Source organism: Geminicoccus roseus DSM 18922, assembly GCF_000427665.1.
In the GTDB taxonomy this organism is placed as follows: Bacteria; Pseudomonadota; Alphaproteobacteria; order Geminicoccales; family Geminicoccaceae; genus Geminicoccus; species Geminicoccus roseus.
Window position 1 is genome coordinate 4,680,726 of record NZ_KE386572.1, and the last position, 21,359, is coordinate 4,702,084.

Genomic DNA, 21,359 nt, shown 5'->3' on the forward strand with positions numbered 1-21,359 from the left:
GCTCACGGTCGCGGCTCCGCGGACGCTGCGCTCCAGGGGGCGGAGAACTAAACCATTGGTAGAATTTCATCAAGAACTACTTCCGTGGTGGATACGGCGCAGCGGAAAGCCAGGACCTGGACCCCGGCGGCCATGGCCAGGGCAAGCGCGGCATCGTAGGCCGGGTCGATGTCGCGGGCGATCTCCAGCGCCACCCCGTCGGCCCGCTGCGCCACGAACAGCAGCACCGCGCGGTCGCCAGCTTCGGCCAGCCGGGCAAGCTCGCGCAGGTGTCGGGTCCCCCGCGCGGTCACTGCGTCGGGAAAGGCCAGACGGTTGCCCCGCCGCCAGGTGACGCCCTTGACCTCCAGCCAGAGGGTGCGGCCGTCTTCCATGGTGCAGCGGAAGTCCAGCCGGGTGCCCACCGCCGGCACGCTCTCGGCCACCACCTGGCGGATCGGGCCCAGCTGCGGGATCCGGCCTTCCGCCAGCGCCTCGGCGACCAGACGGTTCGGCGCGGCGGTGTTCATGCCGACCAGCGCCCCGTCCGGCGCCTGGATCAGCTGCAGGGACCAGGGCAGACGGCGGCGCGGCTCGTCGTGGAAGGACAGCCAGGCGCGGAGGCCTGGCCGGGACAGTTCCGGCAGCCGGCCGGGATCGGCCAGGTGCGCGGTGACCTCGCGTCCGTCCTCCAGGCGCAGGTCGGCCAGAAAGCGCTTGTAGCGCCGCATGAGGGTTGCGGGGTAGAGCGGCTGCGGCAAAAGCAACGGATCGCCTCGCTTTAACGGATGGGTCGGCCCATCTGCCCGCCAGCCGGCAACGAGGCCCGGACCTTTCTAGGATAGGCAAGCATGAGCGACCAGCCGACCGCTGCGGTCCTGATCATCGGCAACGAGATCCTGAGCGGACGCACCCAGGACGTGAACCTGGCCCACATCGCCCGTGAGCTCGGCGAGATCGGGGTGCGCCTGGCCGAAGCGCGGGTGATCCCCGACATCGAGCAGGAGATCGTGGACGCGGTGAACACGCTGCGCCGCCGCTACACCTACCTGTTCACCACGGGCGGCATCGGCCCGACCCATGACGACATCACGTCCGCCTGCGTGGCCAAGGCGTTCGGCCTGCCGTTCGGCCGCCATCCCGAGGCGGAGCGCCGCCTCCTTGCCTATTTCCCGCCGGAGAAGGTGAACGCCGCGCGGATGCGGATGGCCGAGACCCCGGAAGGGGCCGAGCTGATCGACAATCCGGTCAGCATCGCCCCGGGCTTCCGGGTCGAGAACGTCTACGTGATGGCCGGCGTGCCCTCGATCATGCGCGCCATGTTCGACGGCATCAAAGCCAAGCTGAAGGGCGGCCCGCGCCTGAAGTCGAAGAGCCTGACCGTGTACGCGCCGGAAGGCGAGGTGGCCGAGCCCCTGGCGGCGATCCAGAACCAGCATGCCGCCATCGACATCGGCAGCTACCCGTTCAGCCGGGATGGCCGCTACGGCACCACCATCGTGTTCCGCGGCACCGACGAGGCGCTGCTGGCCTCCGGCTATGCCGCGCTGACCGCATGGGCGCTGGAGCGCCATGTCGAGACCAAGGACGAGACCTGACCCCGTTCCCGCCGCGGCTGCCGCTTGCTAGGCTGCCGCACGGCCCCCGCTTGGCGAAACAGGTAGACGCAAGCGACTTAAAATCGCTCGCCGCAAGGCATGCCGGTTCGATTCCGGCAGCGGGGACCAGTTCATATAGGTAATTTCGCTTCTCTAATCAGGTCTAACTAGGCCCAATCACTTCCACATACTCCGAAATGACGCTGATGCCTTGTTCTCAAAAAAGAACAACAGGCACGCGCAGACCTCATTGCGCCAAGCATCTCGATAACGAGTAATACCTGGTCGATATAGAGTGGCTCTTGCTAGCAAGCCGGATCTATTGAAGCATGATTATTCCAACGGAGCGATAATAATTTGAGCAAGACCCTTGATGTCGCCAAGAATCGAAGAGTATTTTATTAATATATTGATCAGGGAGAGCCGCCTGCTCGACGCTCATGGTAGGGTCGGCTCAACCTAACCCTTGATCGATAGTACCATCTGGCGGTACCATATTCCATGAACCGCAGGCACCGCGCCACCTTGCAGCAGATCTTTGCCCGGCCGGTATCGGGCACGATCCGCTGGTCCGACATCGAGGCGCTGTTCATAGCGCTGGGTGCCGAAGTTTCCGAGCGGGCGGGATCGCGGGTCGCGGTGGTCCTCTTTGGCGAGGTGCAGGTGTTTCATCGCCCGCATCCCCGGCCGGAGACCGACAAAGGCGCGGTAAGCGCGATCCGGCGGTGGCTGGAGGCGCATGGGGTGAAGCCATGAAGAACTTGATCGACATCGATGGCCACAAGGCCGTAGTCAGCTTCGATCCCGAGATCTCCATGTTCCGCGGCGAGTTCCTGGGCCTGAATGGCGGCGCCGACTTCTACGCGGACACCGTGGCCGGACTCATGGAGGAAGGGCGGGTGTCCCTGCAGCTGTTCCTGGATGAGTGCGAGAAGCAGGGCATCGAGCCGTTCCGGCGCTTTTCGGGAAAGTTCAATCTGCGGCTCGACCCGCCCCTCCACGAAGCTGCCACCTTGGCGGCCGCGGCTGCCCGGAAGAGCCTGAACGAATGGGTGGCCGAGAAGATCGAACGGGCGGTGAAGGAAGAGGCGTAGGACCCGCCAGCCTGGCATCGAGCCTGCGCCCGCGCTTCGACATCGGACGCTCGCCTCGCATTCCATCCCCGGGATGTGCGAACTTCGCCTTGGCCACATTCCCGCTGCCGCTCAAGTTTCCGGCCTCTTGCCTCCCGAAATCCCACCGCCTAACCAGGACGCCGCGTGGTACGGGGGGCGCATGGCGGAAACAGAGCGGGCGGCAGCGCAGGCGATCGACCTGGCCGGAGTCGCCATCGCCTTCACCTTGGGCGACCGGTCGACCTACCGGGCGGTGGACGGGATCGACCTGGGCGTGGCGGCCGGCGAGTTCGTCGCGATCGTCGGGCCCACCGGCTGCGGCAAGTCGACCCTGCTGAACGCCGCGGCCGGGCTGCTGCAGCCCACCGCCGGCACGGTGCGGATCTTCGGCACCGACCTGGTCGGCCTGAACCGGCGCGCCGGCTACCTGTTCCAGCAGGACGCGCTGATGCCGTGGAAGACCGCGCTGGACAATGTCGCGGTGGCGCTGGAGCCGGCCGGGGTCGGCCGAAGCGAGGCGCGCGAGCGTGCCCGGGCCTGGCTGGCCAGGGTCGGGCTCGCCGGCTTTGCCGACCGCTACCCGCACATGCTTTCCGGCGGGCAGCGCAAGCGCGTGGCCCTGGCGCAGATGCTGATCCGCGACCCGGAAATCCTGCTGATGGACGAGCCGTTCGGCCCGCTCGACGCGCAGACACGGCAGATCATGGGCAACCTCCTGCTCGATCTCTGGGCCGCCGACCGCAAGGCCGTCTTGTTCATCACCCACGACCTGGAGGAGGCGATCTCGCTGGCCGACCGGGTGATCGTGATGTCGGCGGGGCCGGCTGCGCGCTTCGTCGGCAACTACCCGGTGACGCTGGAGCGCCCGCGCGACATCGCCGAGATCCGCCTGGATCCCCAGTTCCACGAGATCCACCGGGCGATCTGGGCGTCGCTCCGGGTCGAGGTGCAGCGCGCCTATGCCCAGGGAGAGGCCAACCGATGAACCGCGCCGTCCTCCTGCTGCTGCAACTGCTGGTCGCCGCCGGGTTCCTGCTGGTCTGGCACGTGCTGACCACCGTGCCGATCGGCGGCAGCAAGCTTCTGGACCCGTTCTTCTTCTCCACGCCTATCGACGTGCTGGCGCGCACCTGGCGGGACGTGGTCAGCGGCGAGCTCTGGCATCACTTAGGCATCACCCTTCTGGAAACGGTGCTGGCCTTTGTGACCGGCGCCACCGGCGGGATCCTGCTGGGCTTCGCCTTTGCCCGCCGGGCCCTGCTGGCAGCGGTGTTCGACCCCTACGTCAAGGCCGCCAACGCGCTGCCCCGGGTGGTGCTGGCGCCGATCTTCGCGCTCTGGTTCGGCCTGGGCATCTGGTCGAAGGTGGCGCTGGGCTTCACGCTGGTGTTCTTCATCGTGTTCTTCAACGTCTACCAGGGCGTGCGCGAGGTCAGCCCGACCGTGCTGGCCAACGCCAAGATGCTCGGCATGAACGAGCGCCAGCTGATGCGCCATGTCTACTGGCCGGCGGCGCTGACCTGGATGTTCTCGTCCCTGCATACCTCGGTGGGCTTTGCCGTGGTGGGCGCGGTGGTCGGCGAGTATCTCGGCTCGGCCGGGGGGCTCGGCTACAAGATCCACCAGGCGGAAAGCGTGTTCGACGTTACCGGCGTGTTTTCCGGCATGCTGGTGCTGACCGTGTTCGTGATCGTGATCGACGCGGTGGTCACCGCGATCGAGAAACGGCTGCTGGTGTGGCGTCCCGCACCGGCGGCGACCACGACCTGAAAACAACAATCCAGGGAGCTGGCTGATGATCCTTCGCAGAACAATGCTCGGCGCGGCCTTGGCCGGCGCCATGGCCCTGTCGCTGTCGCCCGCAAGCGCTGCCGACCTCGAGCAGAGCTCGATCACGCTGGGCGTGGGCGGCAAGCCGCTGCTCTACTACCTCCCGCTGACCATCGCCGAGCAGAAGGGCTTCTTCGAGGAAGAGGGGCTGGACGTCGCGATCAACGATTTCGGCGGCGGCTCCAAGTCGCTGCAGGCGCTGGTCGGCGGCTCGGTCGACGTGGTGACCGGCGCCTACGAGCACACGATCCGGATGCAAGCCAAGAACCAGGACATCCGCGCGGTGATCGAGCTCGGCCGCTTCCCGGGCATCGTATTGGCGGTGAAGAAGGACCTGGCCGACCAGATCAAGTCGCCGGCCGACCTGGCCGGCCGCAAGGTCGGGGTGACCGCGCCCGGCTCCTCCACCAATTTCTTCGTCAACTACCTGATGGCAAAGGACGGCGCCGACCCGCAGCAGGCGGCGTTCATCGGCGTGGGTGCGGGCCTGAGCGCCGTGGCGGCGATGCAGCAGGGCGAGATCGAGGCGATCTCCAACCTGGACCCGGTGATCTCCAAGCTGGAGGCCGACGACGACATCGTGGTGCTGGCCGATTCGCGCACCGAGGCCGGGACAGAAGCGATCTTCGGCGCCTCGATCCCGGCCGCGGTGGTCTACATGAAGAACGACTTCATCGAAGCCAACCCGAACACCGTCCAGGCCCTGGTGAACTCGTTCAAGAAGGCGCTGGACTGGCTGGCGACCGCCTCGCCCGAGGAGATCGCCGAGGTGGTGCCCGCCGAGTACCATCTGGGCAACGAGGAGCTGTACCTGCGCGCGGTGGCCGCCAGCCAGGAGACCTACAGCCGGACCGGGATCATCCCGCCCGAGGCGATGCAGGCCTCCTTCGACATGCTCAAGCAGTTCGATCCGGAACTCGCCAGCGCCGAGTTCGACCTGGACCGGACCTTCACCGACCGCTTCGTGACGGCGGCCGGCAACTGATCCCTCCGGGAGTGCCGGCCGGTCAGTTCGCGCCGGCACTCCCTTCGGTCATCCCCATGCAGTTCGCGTAGAAGGTCGTGGTCGCCGGCCAGTCCGAGAACACGCCGCGCACGCCCACCTCGCGCGCCAGCACGTCCAGCGCGACCAGCATGTCGCTGTCGTCGTCGATGGCGGCCGTCACCGTCCGGTAGTAGCCGCCGCCACCGCCGGCCAGCGGGCCGGAGCGCTCCAGGCTCCAGGTGATCAGCTCCAGCCCGGCGGCCTTGGCTTCCCTGGCATAGGCCGAGGGCACGATCTTGCCGCCGTCGTCCAGGGTCAGCAGCATCCACAAGGGCGGCGCCAGGATCCGCACGCCCTGGTCGGCCAGCTCCTGCATGCCGGGCTTCCAGGTCGAGGGGTCGTTGGAATCGAAGGCCGGGTCGTCCTCGTTGCGGCCGTCCAGATAGACCGCCTGGGCGCCGTATTCCGGCTCGGCCTTCAGCCAGTAGAGCACGTCGTCCAGGTTGAAGGATTGCGGGAACACGTCCGACGGCGGCACGCCCGCTTGCCTGTAGGCGTCGATCAGCGCCTGGGCGTAGTCCTCCTGGCTGTAGTCACCCTCGTACGGCATCGCCACCTCGGGCGCCTTCAGCTCCGGCGTGGCCTTCACGCCCAGTTCCTTGAACAGCTCGATGCTCTCGGCATGCGTCATCAGCTGGCCCGGGACATAGAGGTCGGTGCGCCAGGGTGCGGTGCTCTGCATGTAGGACAGGACGTCGGCGGCCTGCTTGTCCTCGCTGTCCATCTTGCCCTCGAGCGTCTGGAACTCGGCGAGCGTCAGGTCGCTGGTGCAGCATTTCGCCGAGGCCGGCGTCCCTGTCGCCGGATCGGCCGGGGTGAACGGCTCGGAGCATTTCGCCGCCAGTTCCGGCACCGCCAGGATGTTGGTGGTGGTGTGCAGGTCGCACTGGGCATGGCGGCAGACCAGCTCGCGGTCGGCGGTGAACGCCACGTCGCATTCCAGCACGCCGGCACCCATCCGGGCCGCCGCCAGGTAGGATTCCCGAGTGTGCTCGGGGAACATCAGGGGCGCGCCGCGATGGCCGATGGAGAAGTCGCTCTTCTGGAACGGCCCCCGGCACTGGCCGAGCCGGTCCTTGAGCTCGCCGTCCTCCAGCCGGTCGGCCAGGTAGAATGGCCGCGGCCCCAGCTCGACGACCGGCTCGGCCGCCTCCTGCGCCAGCGCCGCGAGGGGCGGGAGCAGGCAGGCCATCAGGCCGGCCGCCAGGACCGGCAAGGGATATCGTGCCATCGTCATCTCCGCTGATCGTCTCGCCTCCCGCTTGGCGCGGGACGGGGCGGACAGGCTAGACCATCTGCCGGACCGTGCGAACGGATCGCGGCGTCGCTGCGTATCCGGAAGGTCATGGCAGCCAACGGAGACATCCTCATGCGGAGCATCGTGCAGCCGAGCAGCGCCGTGGTGGTCGGCGCGTCCGGCGGGATCGGCCAGGCGCTGGTGGAGCGGCTCCTGGCCGAGGAGGAGGGGTTCGGCACGGTGTTCGCGCTGTCGCGAAGGCCGAAGGGCGGCCAGGCAGCGCGGCGGGCGGAGGTCCCGCTCGACCTGGAAAACGAGGATTCAATCCGGGCGGCGGCGGCCCGGGTGGCGGAGGCCGGGCCGGTCGGGTTGGTGATCGTCGCCACGGGCATGCTGCACGAGGGCGGCCGGCTGCTGGAAAAGAGCTTCAAGCAGCTGGACCCGGGCTTCCTGGAACGCACGTTCCGGATCAACACGATCGGCCCGGCCCTGGTCGCCAAGCATTTCCTGCCGCTGCTGCCGCGCCAGGGCAGGGCGGTGTTCGCCGCGCTTTCCGCCCGGGTCGGCAGCATCACCGACAACGAGCTTGGCGGCTGGTACGGCTACCGGGCGTCCAAGGCGGCGCTGAACATGCTGATCCGCTCCCTCTCGATCGAGCTGGCGCGCACCCATCCCCTAGCGCTCTGCGTGGGCCTGCATCCGGGCACGGTCGCGACCGGGCTGAGCCAGCCGTTCCAGGCCGGGGTGCCGCAAGGCAGGCTGTTCACGCCCGATCACGCCGCGCAGCAGCTCCTGGACGTGCTGGACGGGCTGCAGGCCGACGACAGCGGCCATTGCCACGCCTGGGACGGCGCCCGCATTCCTCCTTGAATCTCGCTATTGGCGGCGTGCATCTCTAGAATCCGCCGCGCCGGCAGAGGGTTCTCGGCCGGGGGCAAGATGGCATCTCAAGGGGGGACGAACCTGTTCCGCTCATCCGTTCTGAGTGGCGTGGACCTGGCGGCGCTCTTCAACGCTTCGCCCAACCCCTACATCATCCTCGACCGCAATTTCGACATTGTCGGCATGAACGACGCCTATCTGCGGGTGACCATGCGCACGCGCGAGCAGCTGGTCGGCCGCAACATGTTCGAGGCGTTCCCGGGCGACCCCGAGGGCGCGAGCGGCCGGATTCTGCGCGCCTCGCTGGCCCGGGTGCTGACCCAGAAGACCGTCGACCATCTTTCCCTGATCCCCTACGCCATCGCCCGGCCGGACGGGGTGCTGGAGGAGCGCTACTGGAGCGCCACCCACACCCCGATGTTCGACGGGCGGGGCGAGGTGGCGTTCATCCTGCAGCACACGGTGGACGTGACCGAGCTGCACCTCCTGCGCTCTTCCAGCGCCGCCTCGGCGATGCACATCACCAGCAGCGTGTTCCGGCGCGCCGAGGCGGTGCAGATCGCCAACCAGGCGCTGGACGCCGAGCGCGGCCAGATCCGCGCCCTGTTCGAGCAGGCGCCTAGCTTCATGGCGCTGCTGCGCGGCCCGGACCACGTGTTCGAGCTGGCCAACGCCGCCTACCTGCGCCTGGTCGGCCGCCCGGTGGTGGGCCTGCCGGTCCGCCTGGCGCTGCCCGAGGTGGACACGCAGGGCTTCCTCAATCTGCTGGACCAGGTCTATGGCAGCGGCGAGCCCTTCGTTGGCCAGGCCATCCGGACAATGCTGCGGCAGGACGCGGACGGTCCGCTCGTCGAGCACTATCTGGACTTCATCTACCAGCCGCTCATGGACGAGGACGGGCAGGTCGTCGGGATCTTCGTCCAGGGCCACGACATCACCGAGCAGAAGCGGGCCGAGCAGGCGCTCCAGGAACTGAACGACACGCTGGAGCAGCAGGTCGCCGAGCGGACCCGCGAGCTGCGCGCCAACCAGGAGGCGCTGCGCCAGTCGCACAAGCTGGAGGCGGTGGGCCAGCTGACCGGCGGGGTCGCCCATGACTTCAACAACATGCTGCAGGGCATCTCCGGCAGCCTGGAGATGGTGCAGCGCCGGATAGCCCAGGGCCGGGTGGCCGAGATCGACCGCTACATGACGGCGGCCCGCGACGCGATCGACCGGGCGGCCAAGCTCACCCACCGGCTCCTGGCGTTCGCGCGCCGCCAGGACCTGCAGCCAAGGCCAATCGATCCGCTGGCGCTGATCCGCGGCATGAAGGAGTTCATCCGCCGGGCGGTGGGGCCCGAGGTGCGGGTGGACCTGGAGCTGGGCGAGGGGCCCTGGACGGTCCTGTGCGACGCCAACCAGCTGGAGAGCGCGCTGCTCAACCTGTGCATCAATGCCCGCGATGCGATGCCCGAGGGCGGCCGGATCCTGATCACCGCCACCGAGGTCCGCCTCACCGAGAAGGACCTGGTCGAGGAGGACGGCCTGGAGCCCGGGCAGTTCGTGGAGATCGCCGTGGCGGATGACGGCGTCGGGATGACGCCGGAGGTGCTGGAGCGGGCGTTCGAGCCGTTCTTCACCACCAAGCCGCTGGGGCAGGGCACCGGTCTCGGCCTGAGCCAGATCTATGGCTTCGTGCGCCAGTCCGGAGGCTGGCTGCGGGCGACCAGCACGCCGGGCGAGGGGACCACCATCCGGATCTACCTGCCGCGCCGCAACGACCTGGTGGCGACCGAGTCCGAACCGCTCCCCTCCGGCCCCGTCCCCGACCGCCAGGAGGGTGCGATCGTGCTGGTCGAGGACGACGATGCGATCCGCGAGGCCACTGCCGAGCGCCTGCGCGAGCAGGGCTACCGGGTCACTCCCGCGGCCGACGGCACCGCTGCCCTGGCCCTGCTGCAGCGTGCCGGCCGGGTCGACCTGCTGGTGACCGATGTCGGCCTGCCCAGCATCCCCAACGGCCGCCAGCTCGCCGAGATCGCGCGCCAGCAGCGCCCCGACCTGCCGGTCCTGTTCATCACCGGCTACGCCGCCGCCATGCTCGAGAACAGCCTGGACCAGCGTACCCAGATGATCAGCAAGCCGTTCGCGTTCGACCTGTTCAGCCGCAAGGTGCGGGACTTGATCCAGAAGGATACCTGACCATTTGACACCGCCATGCCACTTTGCAGCCGGTCAACGGTTGTGGAGTCGGACGATGCGGCAAGCGACTGCCCGAGACCGGGGGCGTTGCCGAAGGAGCGCAGGTTCACGGACGGAGGGCGGGTGAACGACCACGGAGCAGACGAGGCCGATCGCCGCATGGCGCTGGATGGCGGCACGGCGCAGGCCAGCGGCGTAGCGGCCGGGACAATGAGGGACGGGACCTCCTACAGCCCGACCGGCGGCCCCGGCCGCCGTCATTGGCAGCAGAGCACGATCACCGATCCGGGTCTGGACGACCGCGGCGGGGTGTTCTTCGCGGCGCTGCAGATGACGCGCATGCCGATGATCCTGACCGACCCGCGCCTCCCCGATAATCCGATCGTGTTCGCCAACAAGGCGTTCCTGGACCTCACCGGCTACGAGGAGGACGAGGTCGAGGGGCGCAACTGCCGTTTCCTGCAGGGCACCAACACCGACCGGGAGTCGGTCGACGAGTTGCGCCGCGCGATCGAGATGGAGCGGGCGGTCTCGCTCGAGCTCCTGAACTACCGGCGCGACGGGACCCCGTTCTGGAACGCCGTGTTCGTCGCCCCGGTCTACGACACCGACGGCCAGCTGATCTATTTCTTCGCCAGCCAGCTGGACGTCACCCGGCGCCATTCCTCCGAGCAGGCCTACCGGCAGGCGCAGAAGATGGAGGCGATCGGGCAGCTCACCGCCGGGCTCGCCCACGACTTCAACAACCTGCTGCAGGTGATCGCCGGCAACGTCGAGCTGGTGCTCAAGGGCGACATCGACGACCGCCAGCGCCGCCAGCTGGAGAATGCCGGGCGCGCCGCCGAGCGCGGCGCAAGGCTGACCCGGCAGCTCCTCGCGTTTGCCCGCAAGACCCGGCTGGAGCCGCGCCGCACCGACCTGAACACGCTGATCAACGATTTCGGCGAGATGCTGGACAACACGGTGGGCGCCCGGATCGACCTGATCCTGTCGCTCAAGCGCCGCCTGCCCCAGGTCCAGCTCGACCCGGTCCATTTCGAGATGGCGCTCCTGAACGTCCTGATCAACGCGCGCGATGCGATGCCGCGCGGCGGCACCGTCACGGTCTCGACCTCGACCCTTCACCTCAACGGCGACGCGGCTGCCCGGCACCTGCCGCCCGGCGACTATGTGATCCTGACCGTGGAGGACCAGGGGCAGGGCATGCCCGTCCATGTCCTGGAGCGGGCGACCGAGCCGTTCTTCACCACCAAGGGCGCCGAGAAGGGCACCGGGCTGGGTCTCGCCATGGTGCACGGCTTTGTCGAGCAGTCGCTGGGCCGGCTGGAGATTGCCAGCGACGAGGGCAAGGGCACCGTCGTGCGGATGCTGTTCCCGGTCGCCCGGGCCCATGAAGGCTCGCCCCCGGTGACGGAGGCGGCCCCGCTGCGCGACGCCGACGACCAGCCCGGCCACGCCGAGACGATCCTGGTGGTCGAAGACAGCGAGGATGTGCGGACCCTGGCCGAGAACCACCTGACCTCGCTGGGATACCGCGTCCAGACCGCCGAGAGCGGCGAGCAGGCCCTGCAGTTGCTGGAGGACGGCGCCGCGATCGACCTCCTGTTCACCGACATCGTGATGCCGGGCGGCATGAGCGGGCTGGAACTGGCCGAGCAGGTGGGCAGGCTGCGGCCCGACGTGCCGATCCTGATCACCACCGGCTACAACGACGACCTGGTGGCCGACATCCCGCGCGGCACCTCGCTGGACGTGATCGGCAAGCCCTACCGGCGCTCCGAGCTGGCCGACCGCGTCCGCGCCGCGCTGAACCGCCGCCATCAGGGCGCCCGGCGGGAACCGTCCGGCTTCGGCGTGGCCGAGGCGTGAGCGGGCGGATCATTTCCGACCCACCGAAAAGCTTCCGGGAGACGAGATGACCGAGCAGCCACCGCGGGTCCTGGTGGTCGGCGCCGGGTTCGCCGGGATCAGCTGCGTGCAGGCCCTGGCGGGCAAGCCGCTCCGGATCACCCTGGTCGACCACCGCAACTACCATCTGTTCCAGCCGCTGCTCTACCAAGTGGCCACCGCCGCCCTCTCGCCGGCCGAGATCGCCTGGCCGATCCGCGGCATCCTGAGCCGCCAGGCCAATGTCGAGGTGCAGCTGGGCGAGGTCACCGGCGTCGACCACGAGGCGAGGCAGGTGCTGCTCCAGGACGGGCGCCGGCTGCCCTATGACCGGCTCGTGCTCGCCACCGGGGTGCGCCACGCCTATTTCGGCCATGATCAGTGGGAGGAGGTGGCGCCCGGGCTGAAGACCATCGCCGACGCCACCCGCATCCGCGAGCGCATCCTCACCGCCCTGGAGGCGGCGGAGATCGAGCCGGATCCGGCCAGGCGCAGCCGCCTGCTCACCTTCGTGGTGGTCGGCGGCGGGCCGACCGGAGTCGAGATGGCCGGCGCGATCGCGGAGCTGTCCCGGCATGCACTGGCCCGCGACTTCCGGCGGATCGGCCCGGACGACGCCCGGGTGGTCCTGGTCGAGGGCGGCGAGCGGGTTCTCTCTACCTTCGCGCCGGACCTTTCGGAAGCGACCCGGCAGGCCCTGGTCCGGCTGGGGGTCGAGGTCCGTCTTGGCCAGAACGTCACCGAGTGCGACCCCGACGGGGTGATCGTCGCCGGCGAGCGGATCTGGGCGGCGTCGGTGGTGTGGGCCGCCGGCGTGCGCGCCTCGCCGGCCGCTGCTTGGCTGTCGGTGCCGGCCGACCGGGCCGGCCGGGTGCTGGTCGAGCCGGACCTGTCGGTGCCGGGCCGGCCGGGCGTGTTCGTGGTCGGCGACGCGGCCTCCCTGACCAGCGAGGGCCGGCCGGTGCCGGGCATCGCTCCGGCGGCCAAGCAGATGGGCCGGCATGCCGCCCGGAAAATCGCCTCAGAACTGGCCGGCGGCGCCGATCCCGGCCCATTCCGTTATCGCCATGCCGGCGACCTGGCCACCATCGGCCGCCGCGCCGCAGTGGTCGATTTCGGCCGGCTGCGCCTGAGCGGCTATCCCGCCTGGGTCCTTTGGGGCGTCGCCCACATCTATTTCCTGATCAGCTGGCGCAACCGCCTGGTGGTCGCGGTGAACTGGCTGTGGAGCTACCTGACCTACCAGAACGGCGCCCGGCTGATCGTCGGCGCCGTGGACCCGGCGCCGACGCCGGCTCCATCCTCGCCCGCCACCACCGATTCCTGTAACCCGAACTCGTAGAATACGTACTTCCAGCTGAAGACGCGCCGCCAGATCCAGGCCGGACCAGATCCAGGCCGGAATGGCGGGCGTACCGTTAGAAGTGACGGAGGAGGCTGGCTTGGCGACCGATCGATACGCCGGAGAACATGGCTCGTCCTGCCCGACCGCGATCGAGGCGTTCGAGCAGGCGGTGGCGGCGGTGGCGGCCCACCGCCCCGATGCCGCCGACGCCCTGGCGGCCAGCCTGCAGGCGGATCCCGACATGATCGCGGCCCATGCCGTGAGCGGGTTTGGCGCAGTCATGCTGGCGCGCCGCGAATGCATCGCGGCCGGCGCCGCGCAGCTCGCCGCTGCCAAAGCAGCCGCCCTCCGGCGGCCGGCCACCCCGTTCGAGCAGGCCCTGCTGGACGCGCTGGAGCTGGCGGTGGCCGGCAGGCTCGCCGCGGCGGTTGCCGTCCTGGACGAAGCCCTGGAGCGGGAGCCGCGCTCCCTGCTCCTAGCCAAGCTGTCCCACGGCCTGCGCTTTCTGGGCGGCGACCTTGCCGGCATGGCGCAGGCAACCGGGGGGCTCTTGCGCCACTGGCATGTCGACGTGCCCGGCTACGGCTTCCTGCTCGGCTGCCATGCCTTCGCGCTGGAAGAGAACGGCGCCTATGACGAGGCCGAGCGCACCGGCCGGCGCGCGGTCCTGCTCGAGCCGCGCGACGCCTGGGGCATGCATGCGGTGGCGCATGTCTATGAGATGCGCGGCCGGGTGTCGGCCGGGATCGGCTGGCTGGTCAACGCCCGACCCAACTGGCAGGGCTGCCACAATTTCCGCTTCCACATGGCCTGGCACCTGGCGCTGTTCCTCCTGGAGGAGGGCCGGACCGACGAGGTGCTGTCGCTCTACGACGAGGCGGTGCGGCCGGTGTTCACCGACGACTTCCGCGACATCGCCAATGCCAGCTCGCTGCTCTGGCGCCTGCACCAGGAAGGCGTGGCGGTGGGCGACCGCTGGGACGAGCTGGCCGAGATCGCGCGCCGCCGCCGCCACGAGACCATCCTGGTGTTCGCCAGCCTGCACCAGCTGCTGGCCCTGGTGGCCACCGGCGACCAGGCCGGCGCGGACGAGCTGATCGACGCCCTGGCCGAGGAGGCGGCCTCGGGGAGCGGCGACCAGGCGGCGGTGGCCGGGCGGGTCGGCCTGCCGATGGCCCGGCTGATCGCCGGCCGGCCCGCCGGGACCAGCCCCGGCTTCTTGCTCGACGTTGCCGAGCGGCTGCCCGACATGGGCGGCAGCAACGCCCAGCGCGACGTGTTCATGCGCACCCTGGTCGACCATGCCGCCAGCTCGGGCGACGCCCGGCTGCTCCGCCGCCTGCTCGACCTGCGCCACCAGATCCGCCACGTCGACCGGTTCGCCACCGAGGTCATGCCTGCCCGGGCGAGCCGGCGCTCCTCGCTCCTCGTCTGAGCCGCCATCGCCCTCCGCCTGAAGGAGGGCCACCGGATGGAGACAGCTAATGAACGCGCTCGCAGCCGAGCCGGTTGGCCGGCCGTTGTTCCCGCCGTTGAGCGGCGCCCTGATCCTTTCCGCCCTCCTGGCAGGCCTTGCCGCCGACCTCGCCTGGGAAGTCTGGGCGCGCGGCATCACGCCCTTCTGGGTGGGCGGCCCGCTGGAGCCGGCGGCGCTGGTGCAGTCGGTGTTCGGGCTGCAGAGCCGGCTCCTGGCCGAGCTGGTCCACCTGGTGGTGGGCGTGCTGTTCTACCCGCTGGGCTATCTCTACCTCGCCCGGCCGCTGGCCCGGCTGCTCACCCCGTTCCTGCCCTGGTGGGCGGTCGGGCTCGGATTCGGGGTGGGCTTGTGGGTGTTCGCCCTTTACGTCATGGCCCATCTGGCTGCCGGCCTGCCTGCCTTTCTCGGGTTCATCCCGCTGACCTGGGCGTCGCTGGTGGGCCACCTGATCTTCGGCCTGGTGACGGCCGGCGTGATTCGCCTGCGTGAAGGAACCGGACGTGCCTGACCAGCAGCCAACCAGGGTCGCCGACCTCGTCGCCCGCACCCTCCACGGCCATGGCATCCGCCATGCCTTCGGCATGCCGGGCGGCGAGGTCGTGACCCTGGTGGACGGCCTGGTCCAGGCCGGGATCGACTTCACCCTGGCCCGCCACGAGACCCCGGCGGCGATCATGGCGGCCGGCTCGTACTGGGCCACGGGCCGGCCCGGGCTCCTGGTGACCACGCTGGGCCCGGGCCTGGCCAACGCGCTGAACGGCATCGCCGACGCCGTCCAGGAACGGGTGCCGCTGGTGGTGGTCTCGGGCGTGGTCGAGCGCTCGGTGCGCGGCCGCTACACCCACCAGATCCTGGACCAGGCAGCCCTGCTCCGGCCCCTGGTCAAGGCCAGCTTCGAGATTGAGGCGGAGGACAGCGCCTCGGTGGTGGCCCGCGCCCTGGCGCTCGCCTGCGAGCGCCCGTTCGGCCCGGTCCATCTCGACCTGTCGCCGCTCGTCGCGGCGTCCCCGGCAAAGGACGCGCCCGCATCGTCGCCGGTCCGGGCCAGCCGCCCGGCCGTCGATCCGGACGACCCGGCGCTGGGCGCCGCGCGCGCCATGCTCCAGCAGGCCAGGGCGCCGCTGGTGATCGCCGGGATGGACGCGGCCACGTCCATGCTGACCGGCCCGCTGCTCACCCTCCTGGAAATGCTGAACGCGCCGCTGGTCACCACCTACCGGGCCAAGGGCGTGGTGGACGAGGGCCATCCTTTGGTCCTGGGCGCCGCCGGGCTGTCGCCCCTGGCCGACGCTGCGCTGCTGCCGCTGGTGCGCGCCGCCGACCTGGTCCTGCTGGTGGGCTACGACCCGATCGAGATGCGGCCCGGCTGGCTCGACCCGTTCGGCCCGGATGCCCGGGTCCTGGAACTTACCGCGGCGGCGCCCGACCATGCCATGCACCGGGTCGACATCCGCCTGATCGGCGACCCGGCCGCCCTGGTCTCGGCGCTGGCGCACCGGCTGGAGCCCAGCCGGTCGAGCTTCTCGGGCGAGATCGCCATGGTCCGCGACCGCCTGGCCTCCGCGTTTGCCACCCCAGACGGGCGCTTTCGCGCCCATGACGTGGTCGACGCCCTGAACATGGCGCTGCGGCGGGACACCACGGTCACGGTCGACAGCGGCGCGCACCGGATCCTGCTCAGCCAGAAGATGCAGGTTGGCCGGCCCTTGCAGCTCCTGCAGTCCTCGGGCTGGTGCACCATGGGGGCGGCCCTGCCGCTGGCAATCGGGGTCAAGCGGGCGGCGCCCGAGCGCCAGGTCGTGGCGGTGATGGGCGATGGCGGGCTGGAGATGGTGGCGGGCGAGCTCGCCACCCTGCGCGACCTCGCCATGCCGGTGACCCTGGTCGTGCTGCAGGATGCCAGCCTGGCGCTGATCGCGCTGAAGCAGGCCCAGGCCGGGCTGGCCTCGCAGGGCGTGCGGCTGCCGCGCTCCGACTTCGTGGCCCTGGCCCATGCGTTTGGCGGCGAGGGAATCGAGGTCCAGGACCGGCATGCGCTCGACCGCGCCCTGCAGGACGCCGCCGCGAACGAGACCTTCACGCTGATCGCGTGCCGGATCGAGGCGGAGGACTATGTCAGCCGGATCTGAGCCGCGCCGCAGCGAGCGCGACCTGCGCCTGGACTTCTTCCGGGGCATCGGGATGTTCATCATCCTGATCGCCCACATCCCGGGCAACGCCTGGATCAACTGGATCCCGGCCCGGTTCGGCTTCTCCGACGCCACCGAGATCTTCGTGTTCTGCTCAGGGATGGCGTCGGCCTACGCGTTCGCGCGGGTGTTCGACCGCCACGGCCAGGCGATCGGCACCGCCCGGATCGGCCTGCGGGTCTGGCAGATCTGGTGGGCGCAGATCGGGGTGTTCGTGGCGGTGCTGGCGGCGATGATCGTGGCCGACCGGATGTTCGCCACCGACAGCTATACCCGCACCCTGCAGTTCGACCGCTTCTTCGCCGACCCGGCCTCCGGAATTCTGGGCCTGGTCACCCTGACCTATGTGCCGAACTATTTCGACATCCTGCCCATGTACCTGGTCATCCTCGGGATGATCCCGCTGGTCATGGCGGTGGAGCGGCTGGCCGGGGGGCGGGTGGTGCTGGTCCTGCTGGGGCTCCTGTGGCTGGCCGCCCAGGCCCGGATCACCGCCCTGCCGGCGGACCCCTGGTCGGAGCGGGTCTGGTATTTCGACCCGGCCGGCTGGCAGCTGGTGTTCTTCACCGGGTTCGGCTTCGTGCGCGGCTGGCTGCCGGCGCCGCCGCGCAGCAAGACGCTGGTGGTCCTGGCCCTGCTGCTGGTCCTCGTTTCGATCCCGTTCACCTGGCTGCCGATGGTGCGCTCCCTGCCGTTTCTCCAGGCGAGCCACGAGGAGCTGCGGCCGCTTTTTGCCAAGACCCCGTTCGGCCTGCTGCGCCACCTGCATTTCCTGGCGCTGGCCTATCTGGCCTGGCTGGCGGTCGGCCCCGCCGGGCAGCGGCTGAAAGGCGTGCTGGTCGAGCAGGTGGTGGCGGTCGGCCGGCAGACGCTCGCGGTGTTCCTGAGCGGGATCGTGCTGGCCCGCATCCTGGGCGTGGTCCTGGACCAGCTCGGGCCCGGCTGGCTGGTGACGCTGCTGGTCAACCTCGCCGGCATGGCGGCGCTGCTGGCCGTCGCCCGGGTGGTGCAGTGGTACAAGGATACGCCCTGGACCCGGCGCACGCCGCGCCCGTCGCCGCCGGCGGCGATGGGCGCCGAGGGCCGCCCACCCGACGCGACTGTCGGCAAAGCGGCACCGCGCGTCTCCTGCGCCGCTTCGTGACCCCCAGCGGGCCGCGCTAGACTGCCCGGGCCACCAGGAGCGAGGCCCGCCGACCATGCCGCAGAACCTGCCGTCCCATACCGAGGTGATCGTCATCGGCGGCGGGGTGATCGGCTGCTCGATCGCCTATCACCTGGCCAAGCTCGGCATCACCGACACCCTGCTCCTGGAGCGTCGCCAGCTCACCTGCGGCACCACCTGGCATGCGGCCGGCCTGATCGGCCAGCTGCGCGCCACAAGGGTGATGACCGAGCTCGCCAAGTATACCTCCGACCTCCTGTTCGAGCTGGAACGGGAGACCGGCCAGTCCACCGGGTTTCGCCAGAACGGCTCGATCTCGCTGGCCCTGAACGCCGAGCGGTTCGAGGAGCTGGCCAGGGGCGCCTCGATGGCCAAGAGCTTCGGGCTGGAGGTGGAGCTGCTCCAACCCGCCGACATCGCCGCCCGCTACCCGCTGCTGCGCCTGGACGACGCGGTGGGCGGGGTGTTCCTGCCAAAGGACGGCCAGGCCGACCCGGTGGGCGTCACCCAGGCCTTTGCGCGAGGTGCGCGGATGCGCGGGGCCCGGATCGTCGAGAACTGCAAGGTCGACCGGATCCTGGTGGAGGGCGGCCGGGCGGTGGGGGTGCGCACCGCCGAGGGCCAGACCGTGCGGGCCGGCACGGTGGTGATCGCCGCCGGGATGTGGGCGCGCGAGCTGGGTGCTGCGGTGGGCGTATCGCTGCCGCTGCATGCCGCCGAGCATTTCTACATCGTCACCGAGGCGATCGGCGGCCTGCCGTCCGGCCTGCCGGTGCTGCGCGTGCCGGACGAGTGTGCCTACTACAAGGAGGATGCCGGCCGGATCCTGCTGGGCTGCTTCGAGCCTTCCGCCAAGCCCTGGGGGATGGACGGCATCCCCGAGGATTTCTGCTTCGACCAGCTGCCGGAGGACCTGGACCATTTCCAGCCGATCCTGGAAGCGGCGATGGCGCGGATGCCGTCCCTGGAGACTGCCGGGATCCACACCTTCTTCAACGGCCCGGAGAGCTTCACGCCCGACGACCGCTACCTGCTGGGCGAGACCCCGGAGTTGCGCGACCTGTTCGTGGCCTGCGGCTTCAACTCGATCGGGATCCAGAGCTCCGGCGGCGCCGGCAAGGTCCTGGCCGAGTGGATCCGGGACCGCGCCATGCCCGAGGACCTGGTGGATGTCGACCTGCGCCGGATGCAGTCCTTCCAGTCGAACCGCCGCTACCTGCGGGAGCGCACCACCGAGACGCTGGGCCTGCTCTACGCGATGCACTGGCCCTACCGGCAGATGGAGACTGCCCGCGGCGTGCGCCGCTCGCCCTTCCACGACCGCCTGGCCGGACGGCGGGCGGTGTTCGGCGAGGTGGCCGGCTGGGAGCGGCCGAACTGGTTCGCCCCGGAAGGGATGGAGCCGGCCTACCGCTATTCCTGGTGCCGGCAGAACTGGCACGACCCGGTCGGCCAGGAATGCCGGACGGTGCGGGACGCGGTCGGGCTGTTCGACCAAAGCTCGTTCGCCAAGTTCCTGGTCCAGGGGCGGGACGCCGTGGCGGTCCTGAACCGGATCTCGTGCAACCAGGTCGACGTGCCGCCCGGCCGGATCGTCTATACCCAGTGGCTGAACGAGCGGGGCGGGATCGAGAGCGACCTGACCATCACCCGCCTGGACGAGCAGTCCTTCCTGGTGGTGACCGCGGCGGCGGCGCAACGCCGGGACTTCGCCTGGCTGCTCCGCCATCTCCCGGACGATGCCCGCTGCCAGGCGATCGACGTGACCTCGGGCCTGCCGATGCTGGGGCTGATGGGGCCGAACAGCCGGGCCCTGCTGGAAGAGCTGACCGGCGAGGATCTGGGCGACGCGGCACTTCCCTTCGCCAGCTCGCGCGAACTGGAAATCGGCCATGCGCGGGTGCGGGCTTCAAGAATAACTTATGTTGGGGAACTGGGTTACGAAATATATACACCCGCCGAGTTCGCGACCCACGTGTTCGACGCGGTGCTGGCTGCCGGAGAGCCGTTCGGCCTGGGCATGGCCGGCTTTCATGCCATGAACGCGCTGCGCATGGAGAAGGGCTACCGGCACTGGGGCCACGACATCGGGGTGGCCGACACCCCGCTGCAGGCCGGTCTCGGATTCTGCGTCGCCTGGGACAAGCCCGGCGGGTTCATCGGCCGGGAAGCCCTGGAGGAGGCCCGGCAGGCGGGTCCGCCGCACCGGCGCCTGGTGCAGCTGCGGCTGGAGGATCCCTTGCTGCTGCTGCATCACGAGGAGCCGATCTGGTGCGGCGACCGGATCGTCGGCAGCGTCACCTCGGGCATGTACGGCCACCGGGTGGAAGCATCGCTCGGGATGGGCTATCTGGAGGCTGACCGGCCGATCACCCGCGAATGGCTGGCTGCCCACCCGCTCGAGGTGGAGATCGCTTGGCGCCGTGTTCCGGTGCAGGCGCAGTTGGCCGGGTGGTATGACCCTGATCATACCCGGATACGGTCGTAGATTGTTGCCTGCCGATGGCCCCGACATGACCGATTTGTGCTTCGTCAGCCTGCTTCCGTGGTTGCAGGATTGCGAGAATGCATTAAGTATCGGTAACACAAGAAATCCGCTCCCCTCACACTGAGTCCTAGCTTGTCCCAGCCTGCCGATCATTCCGCTTCCCAGCCGGCAACGCGACGCCGCGTACGTCCGATGCTGGTCGTGGTCGGCATGGCGCTGGGCTACGGCGGGGTGCTGCTGATGTCGCCGTCACTGGACGCGGCGGACAATCTCGAGCGCCTGCAGGCGGACATCTCGGTGGCGCGGGTGCCGTCCTCCGCCACGGTGCGGGTGACCGATCATGGCGTGCCCTCGGTGTCGCCGGAACCCGATCCCGATCAGCAGCCGCGCACCCTGCTGGAGCTGTTCAGCAGCTGGGTCGCCAAGCCGGATCCGACGCTGGATACTCCGCCCCCGCCGGTCAAGGTCGAGCCGCGGCCGGTGCAGGGGCGCACCGAGCTGGTGGTAGCGCCGGAGGGCACCGAGCGCGATGCGATCGTGCCGATCGACCCGGCTCCCAAGATCGCCCTGACCCCGTCTACCCCGCAGCTCTCCGGGGCGGCCAGCCCCAGCCAGATCATGCGCAATGGCGGTCCGGCCGCCGAGCCGCTGAGCGTGCTCACCATCCAGCTGGTCTCGACCTCGCTGGTCACCGCCTCGCTGTGGGGCAAGTCGCCGGCCGCCGAGGAAGGCCCCCGCGACGAACTCGACCGTTTCGCCGCCGCCTCCGCCCGCCGCCTGGACCGCTCCCCGGTTCCCGCTCCGCGCCGCCTGGTCGAGCGGGCGAGGCCGCCGCTGAACGCCAGCCGGGTCAGCACCTCCCAGGAAGGCGTCGACTTCCTGCGGCCGATCGAGCCCGCCGCGGCCCCCGCGATCAACTGAGCCTGCCGTTCCGGCCG

18 protein-coding genes and 1 tRNA gene are annotated in these 21,359 nt (G+C 69.8%); 17 read left to right on the top strand and 2 right to left on the bottom strand.

Annotated features, from left to right (window positions below; translation table 11 throughout):
* Positions 1-47 precede the first annotated feature (47 nt).
* A complete protein-coding gene (gene sfsA / locus GEMRO_RS0123105) occupies positions 48-746 on the bottom strand; it encodes a DNA/RNA nuclease SfsA (RefSeq protein ID WP_027135904.1) in 699 nt (232 codons plus the stop codon).
* Positions 747-830: 84 nt separating this feature from the next.
* Here sfsA and GEMRO_RS31375 point away from each other — a divergent pair, with 84 nt between their 5' ends.
* From GEMRO_RS31375 to GEMRO_RS0123140, 7 genes are all read left to right on the top strand, one after another.
* Complete coding sequence (locus GEMRO_RS31375; protein ID WP_051329389.1) at positions 831-1,577, top strand: competence/damage-inducible protein A; 747 nt, start codon at positions 831-833, stop codon at positions 1,575-1,577.
* A 44-nt stretch (positions 1,578-1,621) separates the two neighbouring features.
* Positions 1,622-1,706, top strand: a tRNA-Leu gene (locus GEMRO_RS0123115).
* A gap of 372 nt (positions 1,707-2,078) precedes the next feature.
* Positions 2,079-2,333, top strand: a complete 255-nt coding sequence (locus GEMRO_RS0123120; RefSeq protein ID WP_027135905.1) for a type II toxin-antitoxin system HicA family toxin — start codon at positions 2,079-2,081, stop codon at positions 2,331-2,333.
* Entirely contained in the window at positions 2,330-2,671 is a 342-nt protein-coding gene (locus GEMRO_RS0123125) for a type II toxin-antitoxin system HicB family antitoxin (protein WP_027135906.1), read from the top strand. The genes GEMRO_RS0123120 and GEMRO_RS0123125 overlap by 4 nt, the downstream gene beginning before the upstream one ends.
* 181 nt (positions 2,672-2,852) lie before the next feature.
* Positions 2,853-3,677 carry an ABC transporter ATP-binding protein gene (locus GEMRO_RS0123130; RefSeq protein WP_035485863.1) on the top strand — a complete coding sequence of 275 codons (825 nt, stop codon included), beginning with the start codon at positions 2,853-2,855 and terminating at the stop codon, positions 3,675-3,677.
* The gene (locus GEMRO_RS0123135; RefSeq protein WP_027135908.1) at positions 3,674-4,462 is read left to right on the top strand and encodes an ABC transporter permease; all 789 of its coding nucleotides are present in this window, start codon (positions 3,674-3,676) and stop codon (positions 4,460-4,462) included. The genes GEMRO_RS0123130 and GEMRO_RS0123135 overlap by 4 nt, the downstream gene beginning before the upstream one ends.
* Before the next feature lie 25 nt (positions 4,463-4,487).
* Entirely contained in the window at positions 4,488-5,507 is a 1,020-nt protein-coding gene (locus GEMRO_RS0123140) for an ABC transporter substrate-binding protein (RefSeq protein ID WP_027135909.1), read from the top strand.
* Between the two features lie 22 nt (positions 5,508-5,529).
* On the opposite strand, the gene GEMRO_RS0123145 is transcribed toward GEMRO_RS0123140, so the two are convergent.
* Positions 5,530-6,798, bottom strand: a complete 1,269-nt coding sequence (locus tag GEMRO_RS0123145) for a glycerophosphodiester phosphodiesterase family protein (RefSeq protein WP_157505711.1) — start codon at positions 6,796-6,798, stop codon at positions 5,530-5,532.
* 138 nt (positions 6,799-6,936) lie between these two features.
* On the opposite strand from GEMRO_RS0123145, the gene GEMRO_RS0123150 reads away from it, so the two are divergent.
* The 10 genes from GEMRO_RS0123150 to GEMRO_RS0123195 all read left to right on the top strand — a co-directional run bounded on the left by GEMRO_RS0123150 (position 6,937) and on the right by GEMRO_RS0123195 (position 21,342).
* The gene (locus GEMRO_RS0123150) at positions 6,937-7,674 is read left to right on the top strand and encodes an SDR family NAD(P)-dependent oxidoreductase (RefSeq protein ID WP_027135911.1); all 738 of its coding nucleotides are present in this window, start codon (positions 6,937-6,939) and stop codon (positions 7,672-7,674) included.
* Between the two features lie 120 nt (positions 7,675-7,794).
* Positions 7,795-9,870 carry a PAS domain-containing protein gene (locus GEMRO_RS31380; RefSeq protein ID WP_051329390.1) on the top strand — a complete coding sequence of 692 codons (2,076 nt, stop codon included), beginning with the start codon at positions 7,795-7,797 and terminating at the stop codon, positions 9,868-9,870.
* Between the two features lie 159 nt (positions 9,871-10,029).
* Complete coding sequence (locus GEMRO_RS0123160; RefSeq protein ID WP_027135912.1) at positions 10,030-11,739, top strand: histidine kinase famiy protein; 1,710 nt, start codon at positions 10,030-10,032, stop codon at positions 11,737-11,739.
* A 46-nt stretch (positions 11,740-11,785) separates the two neighbouring features.
* On the top strand, positions 11,786-13,099 hold the full coding sequence (locus GEMRO_RS31385) for an NAD(P)/FAD-dependent oxidoreductase (protein ID WP_084507445.1): 1,314 nt from the start codon (positions 11,786-11,788) through the stop codon (positions 13,097-13,099).
* Between the two features lie 100 nt (positions 13,100-13,199).
* The gene (locus tag GEMRO_RS31390) at positions 13,200-14,537 is read left to right on the top strand and encodes a tetratricopeptide repeat protein (protein WP_051329391.1); all 1,338 of its coding nucleotides are present in this window, start codon (positions 13,200-13,202) and stop codon (positions 14,535-14,537) included.
* Between the two features lie 49 nt (positions 14,538-14,586).
* Positions 14,587-15,087 (top strand): hypothetical protein, encoded by a 501-nt coding sequence (locus GEMRO_RS0123175; protein WP_027135913.1) that lies wholly within the window; start codon positions 14,587-14,589, stop codon positions 15,085-15,087.
* The gene (locus GEMRO_RS0123180) at positions 15,080-16,708 is read left to right on the top strand and encodes a thiamine pyrophosphate-binding protein (protein ID WP_027135914.1); all 1,629 of its coding nucleotides are present in this window, start codon (positions 15,080-15,082) and stop codon (positions 16,706-16,708) included. Before GEMRO_RS0123175 ends, GEMRO_RS0123180 begins: the two co-directional genes overlap by 8 nt.
* On the top strand, positions 16,692-17,912 hold the full coding sequence (locus GEMRO_RS31395; RefSeq protein ID WP_084507448.1) for an OpgC family protein: 1,221 nt from the start codon (positions 16,692-16,694) through the stop codon (positions 17,910-17,912). Before GEMRO_RS0123180 ends, GEMRO_RS31395 begins: the two co-directional genes overlap by 17 nt.
* A gap of 55 nt (positions 17,913-17,967) precedes the next feature.
* Positions 17,968-20,421, top strand: coding sequence for a GcvT family protein (locus GEMRO_RS0123190; protein ID WP_027135915.1), 2,454 nt, complete (start codon positions 17,968-17,970; stop codon positions 20,419-20,421).
* A gap of 192 nt (positions 20,422-20,613) precedes the next feature.
* Positions 20,614-21,342 (top strand): hypothetical protein, encoded by a 729-nt coding sequence (locus GEMRO_RS0123195; RefSeq protein WP_027135916.1) that lies wholly within the window; start codon positions 20,614-20,616, stop codon positions 21,340-21,342.
* The last annotated feature ends 17 nt before the right edge of the window (positions 21,343-21,359 follow it).